A 26,260-nucleotide genomic window follows, 5' to 3' on the forward strand; every position below is an offset into this window, starting at 1 on the left:
GACGTGTGGTGGGGCTTGCCGCCGGAATCGCGTTCGGACCCGCGTTGGGACCGGCGGCCGGACGTGTGGTGGGGCTTGCCGCCGGAATCGCGTTCGGACCCGCGTTGGGACCGGCGGCCGGACGTGTGGTGGGGCTTGCCGCCGGAATCGCGTTCGGACCCGCGTTGGGACCGGCGGCCGGACGTGCGGCGGCCCTGCCGCCGGAACCGCGTTCGACCCGCGTTCGGACCGGCGGCCGGATGTGCGGCGCGCCTGGCGCCGGATCCGCGTTCGGACCCGCGGTGGGATCGGCGGCCGGAAGCACCGCCGGGGCGGTCACCGGAACGTTGGAGCGGCGCTTGCCGGACGTCAGCGAGACGCTGCGATGAACGACCCCGCACGCAAGGTGTGGCGGCTTCCCCCCGGGCGGCGCACGGGGTTCGCATTGAGCCGCGCGGGACCGGCAGGGAGGCCGGCCAACGGCCGACCGGTGCCCGCGGGAGCATGCGGACCGCGACCACGCCGCAAGCGGGAAAAGAAGATCCGGCGCCACGGGGAGTCTGCCGTGGCGCCGGAGAAAGAAACCGGTTACTTGCCGAAGCCGGCGGTGAGGCCGCTGAGGAGCTGGCGGCGGCCGATGGCGTAGGCGACGATGATCGGGATGGTGGTGAGGGTGACGGAGGCCGCGATGGCCGGGAAGTTGATGCCGAATTCGCCCTGGTAGGTCCAGAGGGCGAGGGGCATGGTGCGCTGGTCCGGGGTTTGCGTGAGGACCAGCGGCAGGATGAAGCCGTTCCAGATCGTCAGTGCGTTGTAGATGGTGACGGTGACCAGGGCGGGGCGGGTCAGCGGGAAGGCCAGCCGCCACAGCGTGCCCCATTCGGTGGCGCCGTCGACGCGCATGGACTCGAAGAGTTCGCGGGGGACGTCGCGGATGAAGTTGGCGAGGACGAGGACGGAGAGCGGGATGGCGAAGGCGATCGAGGGCAGGATGATCGCCGCCAGCGTGTCGTACATGTGCAGGCGGATGATGATCAGGTAGACCGGGATGACCACGGCCTGGAGCGGGATGGCGAGGCCGAGCAGGAACACCGAGTTTATCGATCGGAGCCAGCGGTTGCCGGCGCCGCGGACGATGGCGTAGGCGGCCATGAAGGCGACGGTGACGGCCGGGATGACCGCGCCGGCGGAGACGACCACGCTGTTCAGGAAGTACCGGATGAAGCCGGCCTCCACGACGGTGCGGTAGTTGTCCAGCGTCGGCTCGGCCGGGGGCGCCAGCGTGTCGGTGATGAAGTAGGTGGCCTGCGTCTTGAAGCTGGTGATGACGACCCAGTAGATGGGCAGCATCACGACGAGCAGCCAGAGCCAGCCGAACGCGCCGCCGATCCAGTTCAGCCGGAGCAGCCGGTACATCGTTACATCCCCTCCTGCTGGCTCTCGTCGCCGCGTCCGCCCAGCCGGCGCAGCAGCTGGGACATGATCAGGCCGACCAGGACGAGGATGACCGCGATGGCGCTGGCCGGTCCCATCAGGTCGGCTTGGAAGCCGGTCTTGTACATGTCCAGCGCGAGTGTCAGGGTCGCGTCACCGGGACCGCCGGCGGTCAGCACGTAGATCAGGTCGAACAGCGTCAGCGAGCCGACCACCATCAGCGTGGAGGACGTGACGATCGTGTAGCGCAGCTGCGGCAGCGTGATGCTGAAGAACTGCCGGACCCGGCCCGCGCCGTCGATCAGCGACGCCTCGTACATGGTGGTCGGGATGGCCCGGACCGCGCCCTGGTAGATCAGCGAGTGGAACGGGATGTACTGCCAGGACACGATGAAGACCAGCACGCCGACCGCGAGCGTGGAGTCGCCGAGCCAGTCCTGCCGGAGCAGGCCCATCCCGGGCCCGCTGCCGACGCCGAAGTTCGGGTCGAGCAGCGACTTGTACATGATCGCGATGGCGGCGGAGCTGAACAGCAGCGGCACGAAGTAGAGCACCGCGAGGAACCCGCGGTAGCGCTTGTGCGCGGCCAGGAACACGCCGATCAGGATGGACAGCGGGGTCTGGACCAGCCAGGACAACCCCATGATCAGGAACGTCACCCAGAGCGCGTGCGGCAGGTCCGGGTCGCGCAGCACCGCGGTCCAGCTGGTGAGGCCGGACGGCTGGATCGGGCCGATCTTGTCCCAGGTGGTGAAGCTGAGCGCGAGCACGCCGAGCAGCGGCACGATCCCGAACGCGGTGAACATCAGCAGTGCGGGCAGCGTCAGCCAGATCAGCGCGCCACTCCGCCCGCCGGCGCGGGTGGCGCGGGACTCGGACACCCGCACGGCGGGCGGAGCGAGCGTGGTCATTTGCCGATGACCGCGTTCATGTTGTCGACCCACTGCTGCGGGCTGACCTGTCCCTGGAAAAGCTTGGCGATGTTGTCCAGCAGCGTCTCCGCCGCGGTCGGGCTCAGCGCCTGGTCCCAGGACTGGGCGAACACCTTGGCGTTGATCGAGAGGTCGTAGACGAACTTGAGGAACTCGCCGTTCGGCTGGCCGGCGAACTGGGCGTCGCTGCCCTTGATGATCGGTACGTTGCCCGTCTTGATCCATTCGCCGGGTTCCTTGTCGTCGACCAGGGTGGCGAGGAACTTCTTCCCCACCTCCTTCGCCTCCGGGGTGGCGTTGGAGGCGATCGACAGGTAGTGGCCCGGGTTGCCGACCTGGTTCGTCGGGTCGCCCTTGCCGCCCTCGACCGGCGGGAAGTTCATGTAGCCGAGGCCGCCGTTCTTGACGAAGTCGCCGCCCTGGGTGGCTTGGATGCCGTACGACCAGGAGCCGTGCACCATCATCGCGGCCCGGCCGGTGTGCAGCAGCGCCTGGTCGGCGTGGGTGTCCGCGGCGATCGACGAGAAGCCCTGGATGAAGCCCTTCGCGTCGACGAGTTGCTTGACCCGGTTGAGCATCTCCAGCACGGCCGGGTGGGACCACGCGTTCGGCTCGCCCGCGAAGACCTGGTCGAAGACCTCGGGACCGGCGGCGCGGTCGAGCAGCAGCTCCAGCCACATCATGTTGGTCCACCGGGACTGGCCGCCGAGCGCGAACGGCGCGATGCCGGCCGCGTTGAATTTCGGCACCAGCGCCATGATGTCGCCCCACGACTGCGGCGGCTCCGCGCCGACCTGCTCGAAGACGTTCTTGTTCCAGTAGAGCAGGATCGGCTGCACGCTCTCGTGCGGCATCCCGTAGATCTTGCCGTCCACCGTGCCGGCCGCGAACGAGGTGGGGAACAGCTTGTCCTTGATGGCCGGGTTCTGCGTGAACCAGTCGGTCAGGTCGTCCACCTGGCCGGCCTTGACGTAGGACCGGAGCGTGCCGCCGCCCCAGCCCCAGACCAGCGTGGGGCCCTCGCCCGCGCCGATCGAGGTCTTGATCTTCTGCTTGAACGCGTCGTTCTGGAAGAACAGCGGTGCGATCTTGGTGTCCGGGTTGGCCGCGTTGAACCGGTCGATCGCCGCCTTGCGGGCCGGCTCGCCGGGCGGGCCGCTCAGCGACCAGTAGGTGGCGGCGCTGGAGCCGCCGGCCGAGCCGGGGCCGGCGGACCCGCACGCGGCCAGCGCGGTGGCCGCACCGGCTCCGACGCCGAGGCCGAGGAGGTGACGACGGGACAAGGCTTTACCGATCATGTTGAACTCCGTACTCGAGACGCTGGGTTGCGCTTGCCGGGTTCGCTCTGCGGAAAGCCCTGGCGCGGCCGAGCGGGCGCGCCGAGGACGAGGTGGCGCCAACCGTAAATTCGCGGAAACCCTCGTGTCAATGTTCCGAAACTTTCGAGATCGGCGTCGGAAACATGCGGAGCGCCGCTCCCGGACATATCGATGCTGGTCACGGGCGTTGCTGAAAAAAGACGACCATGCTCCGGTACGTACGGTGAGCGCGTTCCAGAAGGGTGCCGCCGAAAAGTTCCGGAAAATTGTGGCGTGTCGCCGATCGTCGGTTGCTCCGCAAAATGCGATGCTGTCCGGTCGAGCACCGAAATCGGGCTGTGATTGACTGGCGTGCATGGTTCAGCGTCCGGCCAGGCCCGCCCGGTGATCCGGTGAGCGCCGGGCCGTCCGCGGCCACCCGCCCGCGCAACCGCAAGCAGCTCATCGTCGAGGCGGCGGGCCAGGTCTTCACGGAGCGCGGCTACCACGCGGCCTCGATGGAGGAGATCGCCGGCGCGGTCGGGATCACGGCCGCCGCCCTCTACCGCCACTTCCCGAACAAGTACGCGCTGTTCGCCGCGTGTGCGGACGGCATGGTGGACCGGCTCGCCGCCGCGGTGGACGGCGCGCCACCGGACGCACCGCTGCGCGACCTGCTCACCGCGATCGTGGCGGTCACGGTCGCGCACCGTGCCTCGGGCGGGCTCTACCGGTGGGAGGCCCGCTACCTCGAGCGGGCCGACCGGCGGCGGGTGCGGGCCCGGTTCGCGCACGTCGTGGCGCGGGTGACGGAGGCGGTGCGGCGCGAGTACCCGCTGCCCGAGGAGCGGCTGCGCGCGGTGGCCGCGCTCGGTGCGATCGGCTCCGTCACCATGCACCGCACCTCGATCGCGCCGCGCCGGATCGACGAGCTGCTGCCGGCCGCCGCGCTCCGGGTGGCCGCCACCGACCCGGCCTCGGCCGCGGGCAGCGCGGACGCGGTGGAGTTGCCCGCCCGGCCGGTGCCGCGCACCCGGCGGGCCGAGATCCTCGCGGCGGCCGTGCCGCTGTTCGCCCGGGACGGCTTCGCCACCGTCACCAACGGGCAGATCGCGGCCGCGGTGGGATTGGCGCCGTCCGCGATCTACCGGCACTATCCCGGCAAGGTGGACATCCTGGTCGCCGCGTGCCTGCAGGCGGCGGACCTGCTGGCCCAGGCTGTGGACCGCAGCCTGCGGCGGTCCGCCGGGCCCGAGTCCGCGGTGCGCGCGCTGACCGCGGCGTACGTGGCCTACAGCTTCGAGCACAACGCGCTGAACAGCGTGGCCGAGGCGGAGGTGCGCGGGCTGCCGGCCGACGTGCGGCGCCCGCTGATCGTGGCGCAGCGCGAGCACATCGCGGTGTGGGAGCGGCAGTTGCGGGCGGCGCGCCCGGAGCTGGACGCGCGGCAGGCCCGGCTGCTGGTGCACGCCGCGTTCGGCGTGGTGGTCGAGGCCGGGCGCGCCCTGCGCTGGCAGGACACGCCCGGAAACCGCGACGCGGTCACGGCGCTGGCGGCCGGCGCACTGCTGTAGAGCCCGTATCGACGTGGGCTGCCGGGCCGCACGTCGATTCGGCTCCTAGGTGCCGGGCCGGTTGGCCGTGGGGATGGTGATCGGCGTGTACGTCGCGGAGGTGCCGTTGCTGAGGAACAGCATCGCCAGGGCGCGCACGAACCGGTCGAACGTGGAGAACCCCTCCGGCACGATCGGCGACAGGCCCTCACGGAACAGCACGTACGCCGGCCAGCCCACCTCGATCAGTGTGCGCGCGGCCAGGTCGCGCCGCAGGCCCAGCCAGTCGCCGATCCGGTCGCTGAGCACGTAGCGCACGAACTCGTTGAGGAAGCCGCGGGTGACGCCCAGGTCGATCCGTGCGGTCAGGCCGAGCAGGATCTCCGCCAGGTCCACGCCCTCGGGCGTGGGCGCGAGCAGCGGCGTCAGCGCGTACGCCGACTGCTGCTGCGCGGCGGCCCAGCTCGCCGGGATGAACTCGTCCCGCACGCCCAGCAGGTGCAGCGCGACCTGCCACTGATGCAGGTAGGCGGCCTCCTCCGTGGCGGACATCCGGATGCCCCAGGACTTGAGCTTTCCGTACACGTACGTCCCGAGGCTGTGGAAGGTGATCAGGATGTCGCCGTTGCTGATCGGGATGAAGTCCTGATCGTCGGTGACCGCCCGCCACGGGGCGGACCGCGGCAGCAGGTGCCGGACCGCGGCGTGGGTCAGGCGCGTCTTGTTCGAGGTGACGATGAAGTGACCGGACGGCTGGAACGCGTCGGCCGCGCTCAGGTCGTAGCCGTAGGTGAAGGTCTTGGCCGCGCGGGCCTTCATGTCCGAGCCGCCCTCGGACCAGTAGACGTTGCGCGCCTCGCGCGGGATCACCGTGCTCATGATGCCGCTGCCCAGCCCGTAGAGAAGGAACAGGTACATCCCCATGCGCTCGTTGAAGCGGGCGGCCCGGCCGAGCATGGCCTGGTCGGCCCATGCGGGCAGCCGGTTGACCCGCTGGAGGTAGGTGGTGAGGTCGGCGGGGAACGCGGCGGGCAGCGGATCGCCGTTCCTGACCCAGGTCTCCATGGCGGCGTTGACGCCCGGGATCGCGCCGCGGTCGAGCAGTGCGGCGACGAGCGGATCGGTGGCGTCGTCCCAGACGCCCCACGGGTCGGTGACCGCGTCGGTGCCGGCGATCGAGCCGGCGGACGACCACGCCCAGGCGGTGGACGGCGCGGCCACGCCGGTCAGGCCGAGCGCGGCGCCGAGCGTGAGGACGCGTCTTCTGTTGAGATTCTCCATTCGCTTACCTCCTTCTCAGTCGGCCGATCTCGCCTTGGGCGATGGCCTGCGGAGGGAACACGCGCATGTGATTTCTGATTAACATAGCGGCGCCGGTCACTATCGGCAAGGGTCGATGTCGCCGCGCAGGTAGCGGGTCACCATGTCGACCAGCTCGCGCGCGAACGTCTCGACCGGGATGGCGCGCGGCGCGGCCATCAGCTTGTGCGTGTTGATCTCCACCGTGAACAGGATCAGCTCGGCCGCGACGTCCAGGTCGCGCACGCGCACGTCCGGGTGCCGGCCGAGCAGCTCGCGCAGCTCGGCCACGCGGGTGCGCCCGTGCCGGTCCACCGCGTCCAGCAGCTCCTGGGACAGTGGCGCCTCCTCGATCATGATGCGCAGCAACTGGGGGTCGTCGCGGTGCGCGTCGATCGCGTCGCGGACCAGTGCCCGCACGGTCGCCTCCAGCGTGCCGGGCGACATGTCCAGGCGGCTCGCCTCCGGCCAGCTACCGCGGTCGATGTGCCGGACCAGCAGCGCGGCCAGGATCGCGTCCTTGTTCGGAAAGTACTGGTACAGCGAGCCGATCGAGACGCGGGCGCGCTCGGCGATGCGGTTCGTGGTGCCGGCGGCGTATCCGTGCTCGGCGAAAACGTGAGCAGCCGCGGCGAGGATGCGCTCGCGGGTGAGCTCCGCGCGCACCTGCCGGGGCTTGCGACGTGGTTGAAGACGGCGGTCGGCCGACGGCATCCGGTGGTCCTTCCGGGGCGGGGAAAGCGAGTAGCCACAGAGCTGAGCTATTGTTCACAATAGTGCGATGAGCTGGGAAAACAAGACTCTTCTGGACGCGCGTCGGCTGACCACGGCGACGCAGGTGGAGACGCTCGTGGGCCGGCCGGCGGCGGCCGTCATGTTGAAGCAGATCAGCGAGCTGGACGAGGGCTGCCGGACCGTGCTGGCCCGGTCGCCGATCGCGGCTTTCGGCTACCGGGACGCCGACGGCACCGGCCGGACCACGTTCGTCGGGGGTGCGCCCGGGTTCGCGCGCGTGCACTCGCCCACCCGGATCTCGTTCCCGCTGCCCGGCCCCGGCGCGGCGGACGGCCCGGTCTCGATGTTCTTCCTGCTGCCCGGCGTCGGTGAGGTGCTGCGCGTCAACGGCACCGCCACCCGGCGCCGCGGCGCGGAGACCACGGTGGACGTCGAGCAGGCGTACGTGCACTGCGCGCAGGCCGTGCTCCGGTCGCGCCTGTGGCAGCCGCCGGCCCCGCCCGGCCCGCTCGCGGAGGTCCCGGGCGACGGCCCGCTGAGCCGGCCCGGCGTCGCGGAGTTCCTGGCCGCGTCGCCGTTCCTGGCGCTGTCGAGCTGGGACGGCGGGCGCGGCAGCGACACCAGCCCGCGCGGCGACCAGCCGGTGGTGGCGCGGATTCTGGACGGCCGCACGCTGCTCATCCCGGACCGCAAGGGCAACAAGCGCGCGGACACGCTGCACAACCTGCTGGAGGACGACCGGATCTCGCTGGCCGCGCTGGTGCCGGGCCGCAGCGGTGTGCTGCACGTGCGCGGTCGTGGCGTGATCACCGACGAGCCGGCGCTGCTGGAGACGGTGGCGCTGCGCGGCATGCCGCCGCACGCGGCGCTGCTCATCGACGTCGAGCACGCGGAGGTGACCGGCAACGACGCGGTGGCCCGCTCCCGCATGTGGAACCCGGAGTCGCACCCGGGCCGCGGCGCGGCGCCGGACCTGATGGTGATGGCGAGCGAGCACCTGGCGATCGGCACCGCGAACGCGAAGGGCGGGCCGACCGCGTTCCTGCTGAGGGCGATCGGCGCGATCCCCGGCGTGTCGCGGCTGCTGCGCCTGGTGATGGACCGCGCCTACCGGTCCGGGCTGCGCAAGGAGGGCTACGACGACGTGCGGACCGGCGGCGCGCGCCGCGACGAGCCGGGTACCACGGTGGAGAGCCCGCTCCGCGAGGTGCGGGTGACGGAGGTACGCCGGGAGACGCCGAGCGCGGTGACGCTGGTGCTGGAGGACGCCGGCGAGCGCCGCGCCGCGTTCGACTTCCGGCCCGGGCAGTTCTTCACGCTGGTCGCGGACGTCGACGGCCGGCCGGTGCGGCGGGCCTACTCGGCCTCGTCCGCGCCGGGCGCGGAGCGGCTGGAGATCACGGTCAAGCAGGTGGCGGGCGGCCGGTTCTCCACGCATGCGCACCGCGGGATCGGCGTGGGGGACCGGCTGGCGGTCCGCGGCCCGTCCGGCACGTTCCACGCCGGCGCCCGCCCGCCGGCCGATGCGGTGCTGGTGGCCGCGGGCAGCGGCATCACGCCGATGATGAGCATGATCCGCACGTGGCTGGCGGACCGGGACGGCGACGGCCGGATCGCGCTGCTCTACAGCAGCCGCGCCGAGGAGGAGATCATCTTCGGTGACGAACTGGCCCGGCTGGCCGCGTCGGCGCCCGGCCGGCTGACGGTCACGCACGTGCTGACGCGGCGGGACGGGCGGCTGGACGCGGACGGGGTGCGCCGCTGGGTGACCGCGCTGTCCCCGGCGGCGGGCGCGCACTACTTCGTCTGCGGGCCGGAGCCGCTGATGGAGGCGGTCCGCCAGGTGCTGTCCGCATTGGACGTGCCGGACGCGCTGGTGCACCACGAGCGCTACACCAGCGCGCCGGAGGACGCTGCCGTGACCACCGTGCCGCAGAAGATGATCGTCGAGGAGGACGGGCGGACGATCGGCACCGTGGTGGTCGAGCCGGGGCAGACCCTGCTCGACGCGGGACTCGCGGCGGGGCTGCCGATGCCGTACTCCTGCACGGTCGGCACCTGCGGCGAGTGCATGGTGCGGCTGCGCGGCGGCGAGGTCACCCAGGGCCGGCCGAACTGCCTCACGCCGGAACAGCGCGCGGACGGGTACGTCCTGGCGTGTGTGGGATGCCCACTGTCGACGGTCACGGTGGACGTCGCGGGACATTGATGAGCGACGACTCAACGTACGCAGACTTCATCTCGTAGTGGTGTGGGCACCGAAGGTCACGGGTATGGTCGGGATCATGTCCGAACTGCTCGCGATCTCGGATGCCGCGGAGCACGTCAGCGGCATCTGCTTCAAGACCGGGCCGCCCCGGCGGATCGGCGTCGAACTCGAATGGACCGTCCACCCCACCGAATCCCCGCACACCCCGCTCGATCTCGACCGGCTGCGGGAGGCGCTCGGGCCTCACGCACCCGCCACGCTCGGTAATCCCACGCCGGAGAAGCTGCCCGGCGGCGGCACCGTCACCGTCGAACCCGGCGGGCAGGTCGAGCTCTCCTCCGCCCCGGCCGCCACGCTCGCGGACCTGCACACCGCCGTCGAGGAGGGCCGCGCCCACCTCGCCGGCCGTCTCGCCCGGTCCGGCCTCGCGCTCGGCGACGCCGGCCTCGATCCCCACCGGCCGCCGCGCCGGCTGCTGCACACCCCCCGGTACGGGGCCATGCAGCGCCTCTTCGACCGGCGCGGCGACCACGGGCGGATCATGATGTGCAGTACCGCCGGGCTCCAGGTCTGCCTGGACGCGGGCCGGCCGGAGGACGTGGCCCGGCGCTGGGCCGCGGTGCACGAGCTCGGCCCGCCGCTGCTGGCCGCGTTCGCCACCTCCCGGTTCCGGGCCGGCCGGGACACCGGCTGGGCCAGCGGGCGGATGGCGGCCTGGTTCAGCATGGAGCCGGGGCTCACCCGCCCGGTCGGCACCGGCGCCGACCCGGCACGCCTCTGGGCCGCGTACGCGCTCGCCGCGCCGCTGCTCTGCCTGCGCCGCGACGACGGCGACTGGGACGCGCCGCCCGGGCTGACCTTCGCCGGCTGGATCCGCGGCCGGCTGCCCCGCCCACCCACGGTCGAGGACCTGGAGTACCACCTCGGCACGCTGTTCCCGCCGGTCCGGCCGCGCGGCTACCTGGAGATCCGCTACCTGGACGCGCAGCCCGGCGACGAGTGGATCGCACCGGCCGCGGTCCTGGCCGCGCTGCTCGACGACGCGGTCCTCGACCGGGCCCGGGACCTGGCCGCACCGGCCCGCGACCGCTGGCTCGACGCGGCCCGCGAGGGCCTCGCCCATCCCGAGATCGGCACCGCCGCGTCCCACCTGCTGGACCTGGCCTGCCGGCACCTCTACCGCACCGGCCTGCCCGCGCACCTGCGCGACCGGGTGGCCGGCATCGCCGGGCGGCGCCTGTCCGCCCAACACCGTAAGGAGCCTCAGACATGAGCGAGCTTGCGAGTGAATCATCGGCTCAGCGCCGACCACGCCGGAACCGCGACGCCGAGGGGAGCCCGGCATGACGCGAGACCTGCGTTTGACTGTCGCCGCCGAGCTGGAGCGCACCCGCGCCCGCACCGAGGTGCTGACCGAGGCGGTGGACGACGCCGACCTGATCCGGCAGCACTCGCCACTGATGTCGCCGCTGGTCTGGGACCTGGCGCACGTCGGCAACCAGGAGGAGCTATGGCTGGTCCGCGACGTGGGCGGCCGGGACCCGGTCCGGCGCGACATCGACGAGCTCTACGACGCGTTCAAGCACCCGCGCCGCGACCGCCCCGCGCTGCCGCTGCTCAACCCGGCGGAGGCCCGCGCCTACGTCCGGCAGGTCCGGGACAAGGCGATGGACATCCTGGACACGGTACGCATGGACGGGCGCCCGCTGGTGGCGGACGGCTTCGCGTTCGGCATGATCGTCCAGCACGAGCAGCAGCACGACGAGACCATGCTCGCCACCCATCAGCTCCGGGCCGGCGCGCCGGTGCTGACCGCGCCCGCGCCGCCGCCCGCCACCGCCGCACCCCGCGGCGAGGTGCTGATCCCGGCCGGGCCGTTCACCATGGGCACGGACGTGGAGCCGTGGGCGCTGGACAACGAGCGGCCCGCGCACCGGGTGGACCTGCCCGCGTACTTCATCGACGCCGCGCCGGTCACCAACGCGGCGTACGCGGAGTTCATCGCCGCCGGTGGCTACGACGACCCGCGCTGGTGGGGCGAGGACGGGTGGGCGCACCGCACCACGGCCGGGCTGACCGCGCCCGCGCACTGGAACCGGGACGGTGAGACGTACACCCGGTTCGGCCGCGTCGAGCGGATCGTGCCGGACGAGCCGGTGGTGCACGTCTGCTGGTACGAGGCGCGCGCCTACGCCCGCTGGGCCGGGCGCCGCCTGCCGACCGAGGCGGAGTGGGAGAAGGCGGCCCGGTTCGACCCGGCGACCGGCCGGTCCCGCCGCTTCCCGTGGGGCGACGACCCGCCGGAGTCCCGGCACGCCAACCTCGGCCAGCGGCACCTGAGCCCGGCCCCGGCCGGCGCCTACCCGGACGGCGCGTCGCCGCTGGGCGTGCACCAGCTGATCGGCGACGTGTGGGAGTGGACGGACTCGGACTTCCACGGCTATCCGGGCTTCCGGGCGTTCCCGTACCGGGAGTATTCCGAGGTCTTCTTCGGCCCGGACTACAAGGTGCTGCGCGGCGGGTCGTTCGGCACGGACGCGGCCGCCTGCCGGGGCACGTTCCGCAACTGGGACTACCCGATCCGGCGGCAGATCTTCAGCGGCTTCCGGTGCGCGCGCGACGCCCGCCCGGAGGACCTCGGCTGATGTGCCGCCACCTGGCGTACCTCGGCCCGGCCGTACCGTTGCGGGAACTGCTCTTCGACGCGCCGCACGCGCTGTGCCGTCAGGCGTGGGCGCCGCGCGACATGCGGGGCGGCGGCACGATCAACGTGGACGGTTTCGGCGTCGGCTGGTTCCCGGACGGCGCCGCGGAGCCGGTGCGCTATCGGCGGGCCACGCCGATCTGGTCGGACCCGTCGCTCGCGGCCCTGGCCGGGGCGACGGCGTCCGGCGCGGTGCTCGCGGCCGTGCGCTCCGCGACCGTCGGCATGCCGGTGACCGAGGCCGCCGCCGCGCCGTTCACGGACGGGCCGTGGCTGTTCAGTCACAACGGGAAGGTCACCGGCTGGCCGGACTCGATGACGGCGCTGGCCGAACGGCTGCCGGTGCGCGACCTGCTCACGCTGGACGCGCCGACCGACTCCGCGCTGCTCTGGGCGCTGGTGCGGCAGCGGTTGCGCGCCGGTGCCGATCCGGGCGCGGCGCTGCGCGAGACGGCCCGCGCGGTCAGCGCGGCCGCTCCTGACTCACGACTCAACCTACTGCTGACCGACGGCCGCCGCGTCGCCGCGACGACCCGGGGCCACGCGCTGTCCTACGTGGTACGCCGGGACGGGGTGACGGTCAGCTCCGAGCCGCTCGACGACGACCCCGGCTGGGAAGAGGTGCCGCCCGGCCACCTGCTCGTCGCGACCCGATCCGCGCTGGACCTGACATCGCTGGAGGCATCGTGAACGCACCCCATTTGGAGATCCATCTCGACGAGCGGGACCTGGCCGCCGCACTGCGCGCCGACGTCCGCACCGGCCTGACCGCGGCACCGAAGTGGCTGCCGCCGAAGTGGTTCTACGACGCCCGCGGCAGCGAGCTGTTCGACGAGATCACCCGGCTGCCGGAGTACTACCCGACGCGCGCGGAACGGTCGATCCTGGCGGCCCGGGCCGGCGAGATCGCCCGGATCACGGAGGCGAAGACGCTGGTCGAGCTGGGCTCCGGCTCGTCGGAGAAGACCCGGCTGCTGCTGGACGCGCTGCTGGCCCACGGCACGCTCGGCGCGTTCGTGCCGCTGGACGTGTCCGCGTCCGCGCTCGCCGACGCGGTCGCCCGGCTGGACACGGCGTACCCGGCGCTGTCCGTGCGCGGCATCGTCGGCGACTACACCCGGCACCTGCACCACCTGCCGGACGGCGGCAGCCGGATGATCGCATTCCTCGGCGGTACGATCGGCAACCTGCCGCCCGCGGAACGCGCCACCTTCCTGCGCGGCGTGCGCGGCGTGCTCGACCCGGGGGAGTGGCTGCTGCTCGGCGCCGACCTGGTCAAGGGCGCGGACGTGCTGCTGCCCGCCTACGACGACGCGGCCGGCGTCACGGCGGACTTCAACCGCAACGTGCTCCGCGTGATCAACCGGCACCTGGACGCGTCGTTCGCGCCGGAGCGCTTCGACCACGTGGCGCGCTGGGACGAGACGCACGAGTGGATCGAGATGCGGCTGCGGGCGCGGGAGGCGATGCGGGTGCCGATCCGCGCGCTGGACCTCACGGTCGAGTTCGCCCGCGGCGAGGAGGTCCGCACCGAGATCTCGGCGAAGTTCCGCCCGGACGGCCTGCGGGACGAACTGGCCGCGGCCGGGTTCCGAATCCGCCAGCGGTGGACGGACGACGCCGGGCGGTTCACGGTGTGCCTGGCGCAGGCGTCGGACGACTGATCGCGATCGCGGCGCCGGGTACGCACCCGGCGCCGCCCCGCGGGCTCAGCGCAGCGCCGGCTGCAGGCGGCGGGCCTCGTCGCCGCTGATCCGGGTCTCGGCGTGGCAGAACGCGTTCTGGCAGCGCACCACGTGCTTGGTGCGGACCGGGATGAGCGGGATGAAGAACAGGCTGAACTTGGTGGTCTCGCGGATCAGCAGCAGGCTGCCGGCCTGACCGCAGACGCGGCAGGTCTCCGGCACCCAGCCGAGCGCGGTGGCCTTGGTCCGGAAACCGAAGATCAGAAACACGGGGGAACGCTCCGAGGGTGTGCGTGCGGCCCTGACACCATCAACTGTGCCAGGGCCGGGCGAATCAGTTCGGGCCGGTCGGTCCGGTGAAGTCGGTGCGCAGCGCGCGGTCGTTCCCGCCGCGCTCGCGGTCGACGTCCTCGATGCCCGCGTCGTTACCGGTCGGGTCGTCGGTCTGGCCGTCCGCGGGCGACGTGGCGACGGCGGCGGCCAGCTCGGACAGCGGCAGCCGCTCCTCGTCCCGCCAGACCCCGTCCGGCCGCTCCTCAGCTGATGTACTCATGCCGCGCTCTCCTCCATGTATCCGTTCCGGCGTGGTCGGCGCTGAGCCGCTGATTCGCTCGCAAGCTCGCTCATGCCGAGCGGCGTACCCCGCCCGCCGAGCCGCAAACGCGCGTGTGGAAACCGTGCCACTGGGTAGACGGCAGACATGTCCGACAACACCTATCCGCAGCCGGTCTCCGACCCGGAGGCCGAGGGCCTGCCCGATATCGCCGACGACGACTCCACCGCCCGGGACGACGTGGCCACCGGCCGGATCGCCGACGGTCCCGACCCGGCCGCGCTCCCGCTGGACCGCGACGACCGGCCGCTCGCGGTCGACCAGTTCGGTACCACGCCGGAGGAGGCCCGGCAGGGCGAGTCGCTCGACCACAAGATCGGTCGCGAGGTGCGCGACCCGGCGCTGGACGAGGCCGTGATCAGGGCGGACACCGTGCCGTCGCCGGTCTCCGCGGAGTCGTTCGACCCGGACGCGGTGGCCGAGGACGTGGACGCGGTCGACCGGGACACGCCGCTGGACGACGGCGGGCCGGTGGACCCGCACCTGGACTCCCAGGTCTCGATGTACGACACCGGGGTCGGTGACCGCCCGGTCGGCCGCCTGGTCGAACCGGACGAAGGTCTCGAAACAGATACCGAGTCCCAGTCGATCGCGTACGACGCCGGTGCGGCCGGCGGCGGCGCCAGCGCCGAGGAACTGGCGATCCACCCCGTTCCGGACCGCTGAGACGGCAAAATGATCTGATGAGCGTCAGTCTCGACGAGTTCGTCGCCTCCGACTCTTATCAGGCCGTGCTGCACGACGTGCTGTCCCGCTGCGGCCTGCCGCTGCATCACGGCCCGGAGCCGGCGGTCCTCGGCGAGCTGCTGCGACAGGACCTGGAGGCGGCGGACGTCGGCGTGCGCGAGCTCGCCGGCGTCGTCTCCACCCACGGCGCCGAGCTGGCCCGGTACGTCCAGCTGAAACTGGTCGCCTACCTGCGCGACCACGAGGGCGACTCGCGGATCGTGACCGAGGACCTCTCGCCCGCCTTCCTGGTCGGTCACATCGTCGAGTTCCACCTGCTCGCCAACCGCCCGGACGAGCTGGAACGGTACGTGCGCCGGCTGCGCATCCCGAACGCCCGCCGCTACGCGGTCAAGGTGCGAAGCATCTACGAACTGGCACTGCGTACCGTGTGAGGGTGCCTGAACCGACCCTGGGCGCCCGGCTGCGGGCGCTGCGCCACGCCGCCGGTCTCACACTCGAACAGCTCGCCGAGGCCTCCGGGATCAGCGCCCGGGCGATCAGCGACATGGAGCGCGGGCACAGCCGCACCCCGCAGGCCCGCACGCTCGCCGCGCTCGCCACCGCGCTGCGCGCCGACCCGGACGCGCTCGGCGCGGGCCGGGAGACCCGCACCGGCGGCCGGCCCCGGCAGCACGACCTGCCCCGCGCGGTCGCCGACTTCGTCGGCCGGGAGGACGAGTTGGCCCGGGTACGGGCACACGCGGCCACCGCCGGGCCCGGGCCGGCGCCGGTCGTGGTGGTGCACGGGCAGGGCGGTCTCGGCAAGACCGCGCTGGCCGTCCGGGCGGCCGGCGAACTGGCCGGGGCGTACCCGGACGGGCGGTTCCACGTCGACCTGCGCGGCGCCGGCGCCGACCCGCTGCCCGCGGGCGAGGCGCTGCTGCGGCTGCTGCGCGCGCTGGACGTACCGCCGCGCCGGATATCCGGCAGCGACGACGAGCGCGCCGCGCAGCTGCGCGACGCGCTGCGGGACCGCCGCTGCCTGCTGCTGCTCGACAACGCGGCCGACGAGGCGCAGGTCCGCCCGCTGCTGCCCGGCGACGGCCGCTGCCTGACCGTGATCACCAGTCGGCGCGCGCTCGCCGGGCTGGAGGGCGTGCTGCGCATCGCGCTGTCCCCGCTGGCGCCGGAGGAGTCCGCCGCGCTGCTCGGCCGGATCGCCGGGCAGGCCGCGGACCCGGCCGTCGCCGCGGACGTGGGCCGGGTGGCCCAGCTGTGCGGGCACCTGCCGCTGGCGCTGCGGATCGCCGGGACGCGGCTGGCCAGCCGGCCCGCCTGGACGGTCGAGAACCTGGTCGCGCGGCTGTCGGACGAGGACCGGCGACTGGCGAACCTGACCGCGGGCGACACCGGCGTGGAGGCCGCGTTCGCGCTGTCGTACGCGCAGCTGTCCGCGGCCGGGCGGGCGCTGTTCCGGCGGCTCGGGCACGTACCCGGCGGGGATTTCGGTCTTCCGCTCGTCGCGGCGCTGACCGGCGACGACCCGATGGAGGCGCTGGACGAGCTGGAGGAGTTGGGCCTGCTGGAGGCGGCCGGACCGGAGCGGTACCGCTTCCACGATCTGATCCGGCTGTTCGCGCGCGACCGGCTGCGCCGCGAGGAACCGCCCGGGGTCCGCGCCGCCGTGCGGCGTCAGCTGGCGCACCGTCTGCTGGACACCGCGATCGTGGCGGGCCGCTGGTTCGAGCCCGGCTACGGCGCGCCGCCGGACGGCTGGACCGGGCTGGTGCCGCTGCCCACCCAGGAGGACGCGCTCACCTGGCTGCGGCTGGAGGCGGAGAACTGGCTCGGCGCGCTGCGCATCGCGGCCCGGGCCGGCGACCACCAGCTCGTGGTGGACGCGGCCGAGGCGATGCACTGGTACTCGGACACCACGCTGTCCTGGACCGGCTGGTACGAGGTGTACGGGCTGTCCCGGGCCGCGGCGGCGCGGCTGCCCGACCGGCGCCAGGAGGTCAGGCACCTCAACTACCTGGCCTGGGCCGCGTTCACCTGCGCGCACCGGCACGAGGAGGGCGCCCGGCTGGCGACGGCCGCCCACGAGCTCGCGGTGGAGCTCGGCGACCCGCGCGAGCAGGCGTGGGCGCTGACCTACGCCGCGTCCGCGTGGCGCCGGGGCGGGCAGCCGGAGCGCGCGCTGGAGACCTACCGCCGCGCGGCCGGGATCGCGGACCGGGCCGGCGACCACGACTCGTACGTGCACGGCCTGCAGGGCGTCGGCCTGGCGCTGCACGCGCTCGGCCGGCACGACGCGGCGGTCGACGCGTTCCGGGTGGTGCTGGCCGAGACCGCGCGCCGCCCGGTCGCCCAGCGTCCGGCGCTGGGCGCGCAGACCGGCGCGCACGCGTACGCGGCACTGGCGCTGGCCGACGCCGGCCGCTGGCCGGAGGCGCTGCGCGAGGCGGAGATCGCGCTGCGGTACGCGGCCGAGTTCCGCGAGGCGGGCCTGCTCGCCGTGGTGCACCTGGTGCTGGGCCGGGCCAAGCGCGCACTCGGCGACGCGGCCGACGCCCGCGGCGACCTCACCCGCGCGCTGGAGTTCACCGAGGCCGGCGGCTTCGACGAGTACGAGCGGGCCGCGCGCGCCGAGCTGGCCGCGCTGGAATGCTGACGTTCTGCGTATCTTCTCGCATGGCCTCCGCCACGCGCCGCTGGTTGCATGGACACCGCAATCCACACGGACAGGGAGCACCATGACGTACGTGACCACGCCCGACGGCACGCAGATCTTCCTCAAGGACTGGGGTGCCGGCCGCCCGGTCGTGCTCAGCCACGGCTGGCCGCTGAACTCGGACAGCTGGGAGGCGCAGGCGCTGCATCTGGCCTCGAACGGCTACCGCGTGATCGCCCACGACCGCCGGGGCCACGGCCGGTCCACGCAGACCTGGCACGGCAACGAGATGAACACGTACGCGGACGACCTCGCCGCCGTGATCGAGGCGCTGGACCTGCGCGACGCCACGCTGATCGGCTTCTCCACCGGGGGCGGCGAGGTGGCCCGCTACATCGGCCGCCACGGCACCGCCCGCGTCGCCCAGGCCGTGCTCGTCTCCGCCGTGCCGCCGCTGATGCTGAAGACCGACGACAACCCCGGCGGCGTGCCGATCGACGTCTTCGACGGCCTGCGCGCCGGCTCGCTGGCCGACCGCTCGCAGCTCTACCGCGACCTGGCCGACGGCCCGTTCTTCGGCAACAACCGGCCGGGCGCCACCGTCTCGCAGGGCATGCGGGACTCGTTCTGGCTGCAGGGCATGGCGGCCGGGCACCGCAACGCGTACGAGTGCATCGCCGCGTTCTCCGCTACCGACTTCCGCCCCGACCTGGCCGCCTTCGACGTCCCCACGCTGGTCATCCACGGCGACGACGACCAGGTGGTGCCGTTCGAGGTGGGCGGCAAGGCGTCCGCTGCGCTGATCAAGGACGCGGAGCTGATCGTCTACCCGGGCGCGCCGCACGGCATCACCGACACCCACAAGGACCGGCTCAACGACGACCTGCTGACGTTCCTCAACGCGTACCAGGGCTGACGCCCGTGGTCGCCCGGCCGCGCGCCCGCCGCGGCCGGGCACCCCGGAATCGGGTGTACGGCGCCGTGGATCAGGCAGCAGAATGACACCATGGTCAGACAACCCAGCGATTCCCTCGGCCGCCGCCGGCCGGGCCGTGGCACGGACCCGAACACGCTCGCCGGCCGCACCTCGAACCAGGACGAGGCCTACCGCCGCCGTCAGTCCCTGGCGGAGAAGATGCGCGCCCGCACCCGCGACCCCGAGGCCTCCGACGCCACCCCGCCCGACGCGGACCCGGTGGAGTGACCGCCGGCTCCGGTGGTGCACTCCCCGCCGACCGTGCGCCCGGCCCGGGCCGGGGACGCCGCGCGGATGGCAACGGTGCACGTCCGGCCATCCCGGGTACGTCGTCGCGGCGCCACCTGGAGGCGAACATGGCCGCGACCGACTTCCTCTGATCAGAGCGCGCAGCTGACCGGCAGTTCGTCGCCGTCCGGCAGGCCGGGCGGGCGCACGGCACCGGCCGGCTGGGCCTGGATCGGCAGCGCGGACGCGGAGATCGGGCCGCCGGCTCGCGCGTGACCGGCCGCGACGATCTCGGCGAGGATCGACAGCGCGGTCTCCGCGATCGAGGTGGCGCCCAGGTCCAGGCCGGCAGGGCCGGACAGCCGGTCCAGGCCCGGCGTGCCGTGCAGCCGGTCCAGCCGCTGCTTCTGGGTGGCGCGGCTGCCGAGCGCGCCGACGTAGCCGGCCGGCCCGGGCAGCGCCACCCGCAGCACCCGGTCGTCGATGCGCGGGTCGTGCGTGATCGCGACGACCGCGTCGGCCGGCGAGGGCGGGTGCGCGGCCAGCCACTCGTCCGGCCAGGCGCGGGTGACCCGCGACGCGCCGGGGAACATGCCGGCACGGGCGTGGCTGGGGCGCGGGTCGACGATCTCCACCCGGCGGCCGACGGTGCGGCCGAGCGCGGCCAGCGCGGCGCCCAGGTCCGTGGCGCCGGCGACGATCAGCCGCGGGCCGGGCCGCAACTCCTCGGTGAAGCCGGCCGCGGCCGGGCCGGCCGACCAGGCCCACGGCGCCTCCGGCGAGACGCCGACCGTGATCGGCCGGTCCGCGGCCAGCGCCTCCGTGATCTCCTCGAAGACCGGGGACGGCGGCACCGGCACGATCAGCACCCGCAGCGTGCCGCCGCAGGCCGGGGCCGCCTCCCACGGCATCAGGTGCTCGCCCGGGCTGACCGAGACGAGGCGTGGTGCGCCGCCGTCGAGCACGGCGCGGGCCGCGTCGAGCACGATGCCCTCCACGCAGCCGCCGGAGACCGACCCGCACCAGGAGCCGTCGCCGGCCACGGCCATGGTGGCGCCGAGCGGCCGGGAGCCGGGCCCGTCGCGGTCCACCAGCCGGGCCAGCACGACCGGCTGACCTGCCTGCCGGGCCCGCACGACGAACGGCCACACCTCGATCAGCACGGATGCTCCTCTCTCTCAGGCGAGCGCGGCCAGAATCCGGTCCTGGGTGATCGGCAGGTCGCGCATGCGGTGGCCGGTCGCGTGGAACACCGCGTTCCCGATCGCCGCGGTCACGCCGGTCATCGGCGTCTCACCGAATCCGCGCGCGCCCAGGGCGGGGCTGTGCGGGTCCGGCTGGTCGACGAAGTCGACGTCGATGTCCGGCACGTCCGCGTTGACCGGCAGCAGGTACCCGGACAGGTTCGGTGTAACCACCCGCCCGAGGTGCGGGTCGACCAGCGTGTGCTCGGTCAGCGTGAACCCGATCGCCCACACCGCGCCGCCGATCGCCTGGCTGCGCGCGGTCTGCCGGTTCAGCACCCGGCCCGGGTCGAACACGCCGACCACCCGCCGGACCCGGACGCGGCCGAGCAGCGGGTCGACGTGCACCTCCACGAAGACCGCACCGGTCGAGTAGCCGAGCGGTGCCGGGACCGGGCCGGTCGACGTGGCGATCGGCGCGCCGTGCCGTCTCATCACGTCACGGTACGCGATCCGCCGCCACGGCTGCCCGATCGCGAACAGGTGCCCGTCCTCGGCTCCGATCCGGTCCGGCGCCAGCCCGTGCAGCGGCGAGCCCGGATCGGCCAGCGTCGCGGCCACGACCCGCTCGCGTGCGGCGGTGGCGGCCCGGACCACGGCCGCGCCCGCGCTCGGCACGGTGGCCGACGCGGCGGAGGCGAACGCGGCCGGGTACCGGGTGTCGCCGAGCAGGAACGTCACCTGGTGCAACGGCAGCCCGAGCGTCTGCGCGCCGGCCTGCCGCATCACCGTGTACGTACCGGTGCCGATGTCCTGCGTGCCACACGTGATCACGGCGGTGCCGTCCAGCCCGACCGTGGCGGTGGCGCCGGAGCCGGGCCGTCCGCCCGCGGTGTGCGCGGCCGTGGCCATGCCCCAGCCGATCAGCCCGTCCCGGTCCCGCATCGACCCGGGCCGCGGATTCCGCCGTGACCAGCCGAACCGTTCCGCGCCGCGCCGATAGCACTCGCGCAGGTGGTTGCTGCCCCACGGCTCGCCCGTCTCCTGGTTGACGCCGGACCAGTTGCGCAGCCGCAGTTCCACCGGGTCGACGCCGAGCGCGTACGCCAGCTCGTCCAGCGTGGACTCCAGCACGTGACCGGTCGCGGCCTCCGGGGAGCGCACGAAGCTCCCGGTGGCCAGGTCGAGCCGGACCGCGCGCTGCCGCGAGCGCACGTTCGCGCAGGCGTAGAGCAGCCGGGTCGGCTCGGAGCTGTTGAACATCGCCTCCTCGGTGCGCGACACCTGCTGCGTGACCTCGTGATCGATCGCGGTCAGCCGCCCGTCCCGGGTCGCGCCGACGCGCATCACCTGGTGGGTCTCCGCGCGGTGCCCGTGGGACGTGTACGTCTGCGCGCGGGTCAGCACCAGCTTCACCGGCCGGCCGACCTGCCGGGCCGCGGCGGCGGCGAGCACGGTGTGCGGCCAGCCCGGCCCCTTCGCGCCGAAGCCGCCGCCGAGGAACGGGCTGATCACCCGGACCCGGTCGCGGGGGAGCTGGAACGCCTGCATCAGCACGGTCTGCGTGATCGAGATGCCCTGTGCCGACTCGTGCGCGGTGAGGCCGTCGCCGTCCCAGACCGCGACGGTCGCGGACGGTTCGAGCGCGTTGTGATGTTGCAGCGGCGTCGTGTACGTCGCCTCCACGGTGACGTGGGCGGCGGCGAGCCCGGCGGCGACGTCGCCACGCAGGTAGTCGTTGGTGCCGTCCGCGCCGGGCGGGGGGATGTAGGCCTCGTCCAGGGCGTCGGCCAGGACCACGCGGGGCGGCTGGGATTCGTACCGGACCACCACGCGCGCGGCCGCCTCCTGCGCCTGGGCCAGGGTCTCCGCGACCGCGATCGCGACCGGCTGTCCCGCGTGCCGGATCACGTCGTCGTGCAGCGGCATGAACCGTTTCGGGAACTGCGCGTCGAGCCCGGGCAGCGTCACCGGCCGCAGGTTGCGGTGGGTGAGAACGGCCAGCACGCCGCGCCCGGTGGTGGCCGTGCTGGTGTCGATGGCGGTGATTCGGCCGCGGGCGATGGTGCTGGTGACCAGGGCGGCGTGGGCGAGGCCGGGGATGTGGGTGTCGGCGGCGTAGGTGGCGTTGCCGGTGACTTTGGTGGTGCCGTCGGTGCGGGCGATCGGTCGGCCGACCACGGTGGGGCTCATCGCATGCCTTCCAGGGCGCTTGTCAGGGCGCGCTGTACCAGTGGGATTTTGAAGGCGTTGTGTTCTTGGGGGGTCGCGGAGGCGACGAGTGCTCGGCCGGCGGCGGTGATGGTGGTGTCGTCGAGGCGTCGGCCGATGAGTGCCTGCTCGGCCTGTGTGGACCGCCAGGGTATGGGTGCGATTCCGCCGAATGCCAGGGATGCCTCCCGCACGATGCCGCTGTTGGTGCGGATCAGGGCGGCGACGGAGACGACCGCGAACTCGAAGGTGGCCCGGTCGCGGAGTTTGAGGTAGCGGCCGGTCATGCCGGTGACGGGTACGTCGACGGCGGTGATGAGTTCACCGTGGCGCAGCGTGGTTTCCAGGTGTGGGGTGTTGCCGGGTGGGCGGTAGAAGTCGCGGATGGGGATGGTGCGTGGTCCGGTGGTGTGTTGGGTGTGGATGGTGGCGTTGAGGGCGGTGAGTGTGACGGCGAGGTCGGAGGGGTGTACGGCGATGCAGTGGTCGCTGCCGCCGATGATGGCGTGCCAGCGGTTGTGGCCTTGGAGGGCGGCGCATCCGGTGCCGGGTTGGCGTTTGTTGCAGGGCATGGTGTCGTCGCGGAAGTACCAGCAGCGGGTGCGTTGTAGGAGGTTCCCGCCGATGGTGGCCATGTTGCGGATCTGTGGTGATGCTCCGGCCAGCAGTGTTTGCGGTAGCAGTGGTATGAGTGTGCCGGTCTGGGGGTGGGCGGCGACGGTGGCCATGGTGGCGAGGGCGCCGAGGCGTATCCGGTGGGGGGTGGTGTGGATGTCGTGGAGGGGGAGGCGGTTGATGTCGATGAGCTGGTCGTGGCGTTGGACGCCGTCCTTCATCAGGTTGAGCAGGTCGGTGCCGCCGGCGATGTAGCGGGTGCCTGGTCTGGTGGCGAGGGTCAGGGCGGTGGGGGTGGTGGTGGGGGCGTGGTAGGTGAAGTTGTGCATCAGTTGTCCTTGCCGGAGGTGGCGGCGTCGCGGATCGCGGCGACGATGTTGGGGTAGCAGCCGCATCGGCACAGGTTCCCGCTCATCCAGTCGCGGACTTCGTCGTCGGAGTCGGCGTGGCCTTCGCGGATGCAGGCGACGCCGGACATGATCTGGCCCGGGGTGCAGAACCCGCATTGCAGGCCGTCGTGGCGGATGAACGCCGCTTGGACCGGGTGCAGCCGTTCCCCGTCGGCCAGGCCCTCGATCGTGGTGATCTCCCGGCCCTGTTGCATCACGGCCAGGGTCAGGCAGGACTTGATCCGCCGGCCGTCGACCAGGACCGTGCACGCCCCGCACTCACCCCGGTCACAGCCCTTCTTCGTCCCGGTCAGTCCCAGGTCCTCCCGCAACGCGTCGAGCAACGTCACCCGCGCCTCCCACTCCCGCGAGTAGGACTCACCATTCACCCGCAACGTCACGTCGGTCGCGGGAACCGGAGACGGCACGAGCGCCGGCACCGGCGCCGCGATCGCCGTCTTGAGAATCGTTCGCCTGCTGGGATGCACGATCCCTCCACGGTGGTAGCGATACTAACAAGTTGACGGTAGCGACGCTAACGCATGATCGCAACACAGTGGATCTGTCAGGATGGGCGGGTGAACGACGACACGGGGACCGGGCTGCTGCACCGGCTGACGTCCTACCTGCCGGGACGCGAATGGAACGTGCCGGCCGACGATCCGCGGCTGCGGCACGACCTCACGCCGAACGATCCGGAGACGCTGCCGCCGCCGGTCAAGGCGTACCCGCCGGGGCTGCCGGTGACCGAGCTGCCGCGCGACCTGCCGGTGCCGGACGTGGCCGCGGTCGCGGTGCTCTCCGGCGTGACGGCGCCGCGCCTGCCGCTGGACGCGGCGCAGCTCGGCCGGATCCTGTTCCTCGGTGCCGGCGTGGTGCGCACGTCGGAGCGCAACGGCCGGCCGTGGCTGTTCCGAGCCGCGGGGTCGGCCGGCGCGCGGTTCCCGCTGGAGGTCTACGCGGTCACCACCGGCGTGCCCGGCGTGCCCGACGGCGTGCACTGGTACGACCCGGTGCGGCACGCGCTGATCCAGGTCGGGCCCGCGACCGGCGGCGCCACCACGCTGGTGGTGACCGGCGTGCCGTGGCGCACCGGCTGGCGTTACGCCGAGCGCGGCTTCCGCCACCTCTACTGGGACGCCGGGACGCTACTGTCCCAGCTGGAGGCGGCGGCCGCCAGCGCGGGCCTGCGGGCGCGGCTGCACACCCGGTTCCCGGACCGGCGGGTACGGGACCTGGTCGGCGCGGACGGCGTGCACGAGTTCCCGCTGGCGCTGCTCACCGTGGACGGTGACGTGCCGGTCGTCGACGCGGCCGGCCCGGCCGCCGCCGGTGAGCTGCCACCGGCGGAGTTCCCGCTGGTCACCCAGGCGCAGCGGGCCGGTGACGCGGACACGCTGGGCGCGCCCTGGCCGGTCGGCGCGCCGATCGAGGCGCCGGCGGGCACGGAGACGCTGGACGACGTGATCCGCCGCCGGGGCTCGCAGCGCCGGATGGACCGCTCCCGGACCGTACCGGCGGAGGCTCTGCACTGGCCGCTGGCGGCCGCGATGCGGGGCGTGGACGTGCCGCACTGGGTGGTCGTGCACGGGGTGGACGGCGTCGCGCCCGGCGTCTACCGCTGGCCCGACCTGGGCGCGCCGGTCCGCCCCGGCGCGCTTCGCGACGAGCTGACCCGGATCTGCCTCGACCAGGCGCTCGGCGGCGACGCCGGGTACGTGGTGATCGGCGCGGCCGACGGCTCCACACTGGACGATCGCGGCTACCGCGAGGCGCAGCTGGCCGCGGGCGTGGTGGAGGGGCGGCTGCACCTGGCCGGGTACGCGATGGGCGCCACCGCGTCCGGCATGACGTTCCTGGACTCGGAGGTGCCCGCGCTGCTGGGGGAGGACGACGGCCTGGTCACGCTGCTGTTCACGTGCGTCGGGGTCGCCGAGTACCGGTCGCGGCCCGGCGGTCGTCCCGGCGCGCCGGTGGAGTTTCGTACCGTTGTGCCCAGGATGGGGAGTGCGTCCTGACAGGACGGCGTTCGGTGGCTAGGTTGTGCCTTGACTTTCTACAACCGGTTTGACGGGAGGCCACCGCTCCATGCGCCTGGTCCACATTCTCGACTGCGCCGACCCGCAGCCGCTCGCCGAGTTCTGGTCGCAGGCGCTCGGGTTCCGGGTCGGCGCCTGGGAGCCGCCCTACCAGCGCATCGTCGACCCGTCCGGCCGCTGGCCCGACCTCATCTTCCAGGCGGTGCCGGAGGTCAAGCGCGGCAAGAACCGCATGCACCTGGACATCCAGCTCACCGACATGCGCGGCGAGCTGGGCCGGTTCCTCGCGCTCGGCGCCCAGCTGGTGGAGGCGCCGCACGACGACAACGGATACGAGATCGCGACGCTGGCCGACCCGCAGGGCAACGAGTTCTGCCTGGTGGTGCCGCCGCCCGGCTCCTACGACTACGACCACCTCAAGGCGCTGGAGGCGCAGCACCCCTGACGGTCAGCCCTCCGGCGAGACGTAGGACAGCGCCAGCGTGAACGCGCCGTCGCGCTGCACGGTCAGCGTGTAGGTGTTCCACGGCTCCGCGTCCGCGGCCGCGGTGTCGTCCCAGAGCTGGATCAGCGTCAGGTCGAACTCCGGCGGCGAGGCGACCGGCGTGACCGTACCGCCCGCATCGGACACCGTCAGTGACGACGTCGAGTGCCCGAGATCGGTCTCGCCGGTCGCGGTGATCCGCTCCGCGCCCTCCGGGAGCACCGAGACCAGCAGGTCGACCAAGGACTTCACGATCTCGTCGTGGCGCGGGCCGTGCATCCGTGACTCCTGTTCCCCGGGGTGATCTTGGGGAGAGATTACTCAACGTGCGCACCGATCCGGTGCACCCGGGG

The 26,260-nt window shown here is 73.2% G+C and carries 25 protein-coding genes; 13 read left to right on the plus strand and 12 right to left on the minus strand.

Going from position 1 to position 26,260, the window contains the following annotated elements:
- Positions 1-567 precede the first annotated feature (567 nt).
- Genes J2S41_RS10635 through J2S41_RS10645 form a run of 3 tightly spaced genes read right to left on the minus strand, consistent with a single transcriptional unit; the run spans position 568 to position 3,643 of the window.
- Entirely contained in the window at positions 568-1,395 is an 828-nt protein-coding gene (locus J2S41_RS10635) for a carbohydrate ABC transporter permease (protein WP_310366187.1), read from the minus strand.
- Between the two features lie 2 nt (positions 1,396-1,397).
- Positions 1,398-2,324, minus strand: coding sequence for a carbohydrate ABC transporter permease (locus J2S41_RS10640; protein ID WP_310366189.1), 927 nt, complete (start codon positions 2,322-2,324; stop codon positions 1,398-1,400).
- Positions 2,321-3,643: an extracellular solute-binding protein gene (locus tag J2S41_RS10645; protein ID WP_310366191.1), complete on the minus strand. Its 1,323-nt coding sequence runs from the start codon at positions 3,641-3,643 to the stop codon at positions 2,321-2,323. The genes J2S41_RS10640 and J2S41_RS10645 overlap by 4 nt, the downstream gene beginning before the upstream one ends.
- Before the next feature lie 413 nt (positions 3,644-4,056).
- Between J2S41_RS10645 and J2S41_RS10650 the strand changes: the two genes are divergently transcribed.
- Positions 4,057-5,217: a TetR/AcrR family transcriptional regulator gene (locus tag J2S41_RS10650; RefSeq protein WP_310366194.1), complete on the plus strand. Its 1,161-nt coding sequence runs from the start codon at positions 4,057-4,059 to the stop codon at positions 5,215-5,217.
- 45 nt (positions 5,218-5,262) lie between these two features.
- Here the strand turns inward: J2S41_RS10650 and J2S41_RS10655 are convergent, their stop codons facing one another.
- Positions 5,263-6,477: an oxygenase MpaB family protein gene (locus tag J2S41_RS10655; RefSeq protein WP_310366197.1), complete on the minus strand. Its 1,215-nt coding sequence runs from the start codon at positions 6,475-6,477 to the stop codon at positions 5,263-5,265.
- Positions 6,478-6,576: 99 nt separating this feature from the next.
- A complete protein-coding gene (locus J2S41_RS10660) occupies positions 6,577-7,209 on the minus strand; it encodes a TetR/AcrR family transcriptional regulator (protein ID WP_310366200.1) in 633 nt (210 codons plus the stop codon).
- Positions 7,210-7,276: 67 nt separating this feature from the next.
- Here J2S41_RS10660 and J2S41_RS10665 point away from each other — a divergent pair, with 67 nt between their 5' ends.
- The 5 genes from J2S41_RS10665 to egtD all read left to right on the plus strand — a co-directional run bounded on the left by J2S41_RS10665 (position 7,277) and on the right by egtD (position 13,807).
- Positions 7,277-9,439, plus strand: coding sequence for a 2Fe-2S iron-sulfur cluster-binding protein (locus tag J2S41_RS10665; RefSeq protein WP_310366203.1), 2,163 nt, complete (start codon positions 7,277-7,279; stop codon positions 9,437-9,439).
- 76 nt (positions 9,440-9,515) lie between these two features.
- The gene (egtA, locus tag J2S41_RS10670; protein WP_310366205.1) at positions 9,516-10,712 is read left to right on the plus strand and encodes an ergothioneine biosynthesis glutamate--cysteine ligase EgtA; all 1,197 of its coding nucleotides are present in this window, start codon (positions 9,516-9,518) and stop codon (positions 10,710-10,712) included.
- A gap of 70 nt (positions 10,713-10,782) precedes the next feature.
- Entirely contained in the window at positions 10,783-12,084 is a 1,302-nt protein-coding gene (gene egtB, locus J2S41_RS10675; protein WP_310366207.1) for an ergothioneine biosynthesis protein EgtB, read from the plus strand.
- Positions 12,084-12,833 carry an ergothioneine biosynthesis protein EgtC gene (gene egtC / locus J2S41_RS10680; protein ID WP_310366209.1) on the plus strand — a complete coding sequence of 250 codons (750 nt, stop codon included), beginning with the start codon at positions 12,084-12,086 and terminating at the stop codon, positions 12,831-12,833. The genes egtB and egtC overlap by 1 nt, the downstream gene beginning before the upstream one ends.
- A complete protein-coding gene (egtD, locus tag J2S41_RS10685) occupies positions 12,830-13,807 on the plus strand; it encodes an L-histidine N(alpha)-methyltransferase (RefSeq protein WP_310366211.1) in 978 nt (325 codons plus the stop codon). The genes egtC and egtD overlap by 4 nt, the downstream gene beginning before the upstream one ends.
- A gap of 45 nt (positions 13,808-13,852) precedes the next feature.
- On the opposite strand, the gene J2S41_RS10690 is transcribed toward egtD, so the two are convergent.
- Positions 13,853-14,098: a zinc ribbon domain-containing protein gene (locus J2S41_RS10690; protein WP_310366213.1), complete on the minus strand. Its 246-nt coding sequence runs from the start codon at positions 14,096-14,098 to the stop codon at positions 13,853-13,855.
- A gap of 64 nt (positions 14,099-14,162) precedes the next feature.
- The gene (locus J2S41_RS10695; protein ID WP_310366215.1) at positions 14,163-14,381 is read right to left on the minus strand and encodes a hypothetical protein; all 219 of its coding nucleotides are present in this window, start codon (positions 14,379-14,381) and stop codon (positions 14,163-14,165) included.
- Positions 14,382-14,528: 147 nt separating this feature from the next.
- Here J2S41_RS10695 and J2S41_RS10700 point away from each other — a divergent pair, with 147 nt between their 5' ends.
- The 5 genes from J2S41_RS10700 to J2S41_RS10720 all read left to right on the plus strand — a co-directional run bounded on the left by J2S41_RS10700 (position 14,529) and on the right by J2S41_RS10720 (position 18,985).
- Entirely contained in the window at positions 14,529-15,107 is a 579-nt protein-coding gene (locus J2S41_RS10700; protein ID WP_310366218.1) for a DUF5709 domain-containing protein, read from the plus strand.
- Positions 15,108-15,124: 17 nt separating this feature from the next.
- On the plus strand, positions 15,125-15,562 hold the full coding sequence (locus tag J2S41_RS10705) for a hypothetical protein (protein ID WP_310366220.1): 438 nt from the start codon (positions 15,125-15,127) through the stop codon (positions 15,560-15,562).
- 2 nt (positions 15,563-15,564) lie between these two features.
- Positions 15,565-17,781 (plus strand): helix-turn-helix domain-containing protein, encoded by a 2,217-nt coding sequence (locus J2S41_RS10710; RefSeq protein ID WP_310366222.1) that lies wholly within the window; start codon positions 15,565-15,567, stop codon positions 17,779-17,781.
- A gap of 82 nt (positions 17,782-17,863) precedes the next feature.
- Positions 17,864-18,697 carry an alpha/beta fold hydrolase gene (locus J2S41_RS10715; RefSeq protein WP_310366224.1) on the plus strand — a complete coding sequence of 278 codons (834 nt, stop codon included), beginning with the start codon at positions 17,864-17,866 and terminating at the stop codon, positions 18,695-18,697.
- 90 nt (positions 18,698-18,787) lie between these two features.
- A complete protein-coding gene (locus tag J2S41_RS10720; RefSeq protein ID WP_310366226.1) occupies positions 18,788-18,985 on the plus strand; it encodes a hypothetical protein in 198 nt (65 codons plus the stop codon).
- A 152-nt stretch (positions 18,986-19,137) separates the two neighbouring features.
- Here J2S41_RS10720 and J2S41_RS10725 read toward each other — a convergent pair whose 3' ends face one another.
- Genes J2S41_RS10725 through J2S41_RS10740 form a run of 4 tightly spaced genes read right to left on the minus strand, consistent with a single transcriptional unit; the run spans position 19,138 to position 23,785 of the window.
- On the minus strand, positions 19,138-20,148 hold the full coding sequence (locus J2S41_RS10725) for an XdhC family protein (protein WP_310366228.1): 1,011 nt from the start codon (positions 20,146-20,148) through the stop codon (positions 19,138-19,140).
- A 15-nt stretch (positions 20,149-20,163) separates the two neighbouring features.
- The gene (locus J2S41_RS10730; RefSeq protein WP_310366230.1) at positions 20,164-22,362 is read right to left on the minus strand and encodes a xanthine dehydrogenase family protein molybdopterin-binding subunit; all 2,199 of its coding nucleotides are present in this window, start codon (positions 22,360-22,362) and stop codon (positions 20,164-20,166) included.
- Positions 22,359-23,324, minus strand: a complete 966-nt coding sequence (locus J2S41_RS10735; RefSeq protein ID WP_310366233.1) for an FAD binding domain-containing protein — start codon at positions 23,322-23,324, stop codon at positions 22,359-22,361. The genes J2S41_RS10730 and J2S41_RS10735 overlap by 4 nt, the downstream gene beginning before the upstream one ends.
- Positions 23,324-23,785: a (2Fe-2S)-binding protein gene (locus tag J2S41_RS10740; RefSeq protein WP_310376345.1), complete on the minus strand. Its 462-nt coding sequence runs from the start codon at positions 23,783-23,785 to the stop codon at positions 23,324-23,326. Before J2S41_RS10740 ends, J2S41_RS10735 begins: the two co-directional genes overlap by 1 nt.
- 177 nt (positions 23,786-23,962) lie before the next feature.
- Between J2S41_RS10740 and J2S41_RS10745 the strand changes: the two genes are divergently transcribed.
- Positions 23,963-25,402 (plus strand): nitroreductase family protein, encoded by a 1,440-nt coding sequence (locus J2S41_RS10745; protein WP_310366234.1) that lies wholly within the window; start codon positions 23,963-23,965, stop codon positions 25,400-25,402.
- A 70-nt stretch (positions 25,403-25,472) separates the two neighbouring features.
- Positions 25,473-25,868, plus strand: a complete 396-nt coding sequence (locus tag J2S41_RS10750; protein ID WP_310366236.1) for a VOC family protein — start codon at positions 25,473-25,475, stop codon at positions 25,866-25,868.
- A 3-nt stretch (positions 25,869-25,871) separates the two neighbouring features.
- On the opposite strand, the gene J2S41_RS10755 is transcribed toward J2S41_RS10750, so the two are convergent.
- A complete protein-coding gene (locus J2S41_RS10755) occupies positions 25,872-26,186 on the minus strand; it encodes a hypothetical protein (RefSeq protein WP_310366239.1) in 315 nt (104 codons plus the stop codon).
- Positions 26,187-26,260 lie beyond the last annotated feature (74 nt).

This window comes from Catenuloplanes atrovinosus, assembly GCF_031458235.1.
In the GTDB taxonomy this organism is placed as follows: domain Bacteria; phylum Actinomycetota; class Actinomycetes; order Mycobacteriales; family Micromonosporaceae; genus Catenuloplanes; species Catenuloplanes atrovinosus.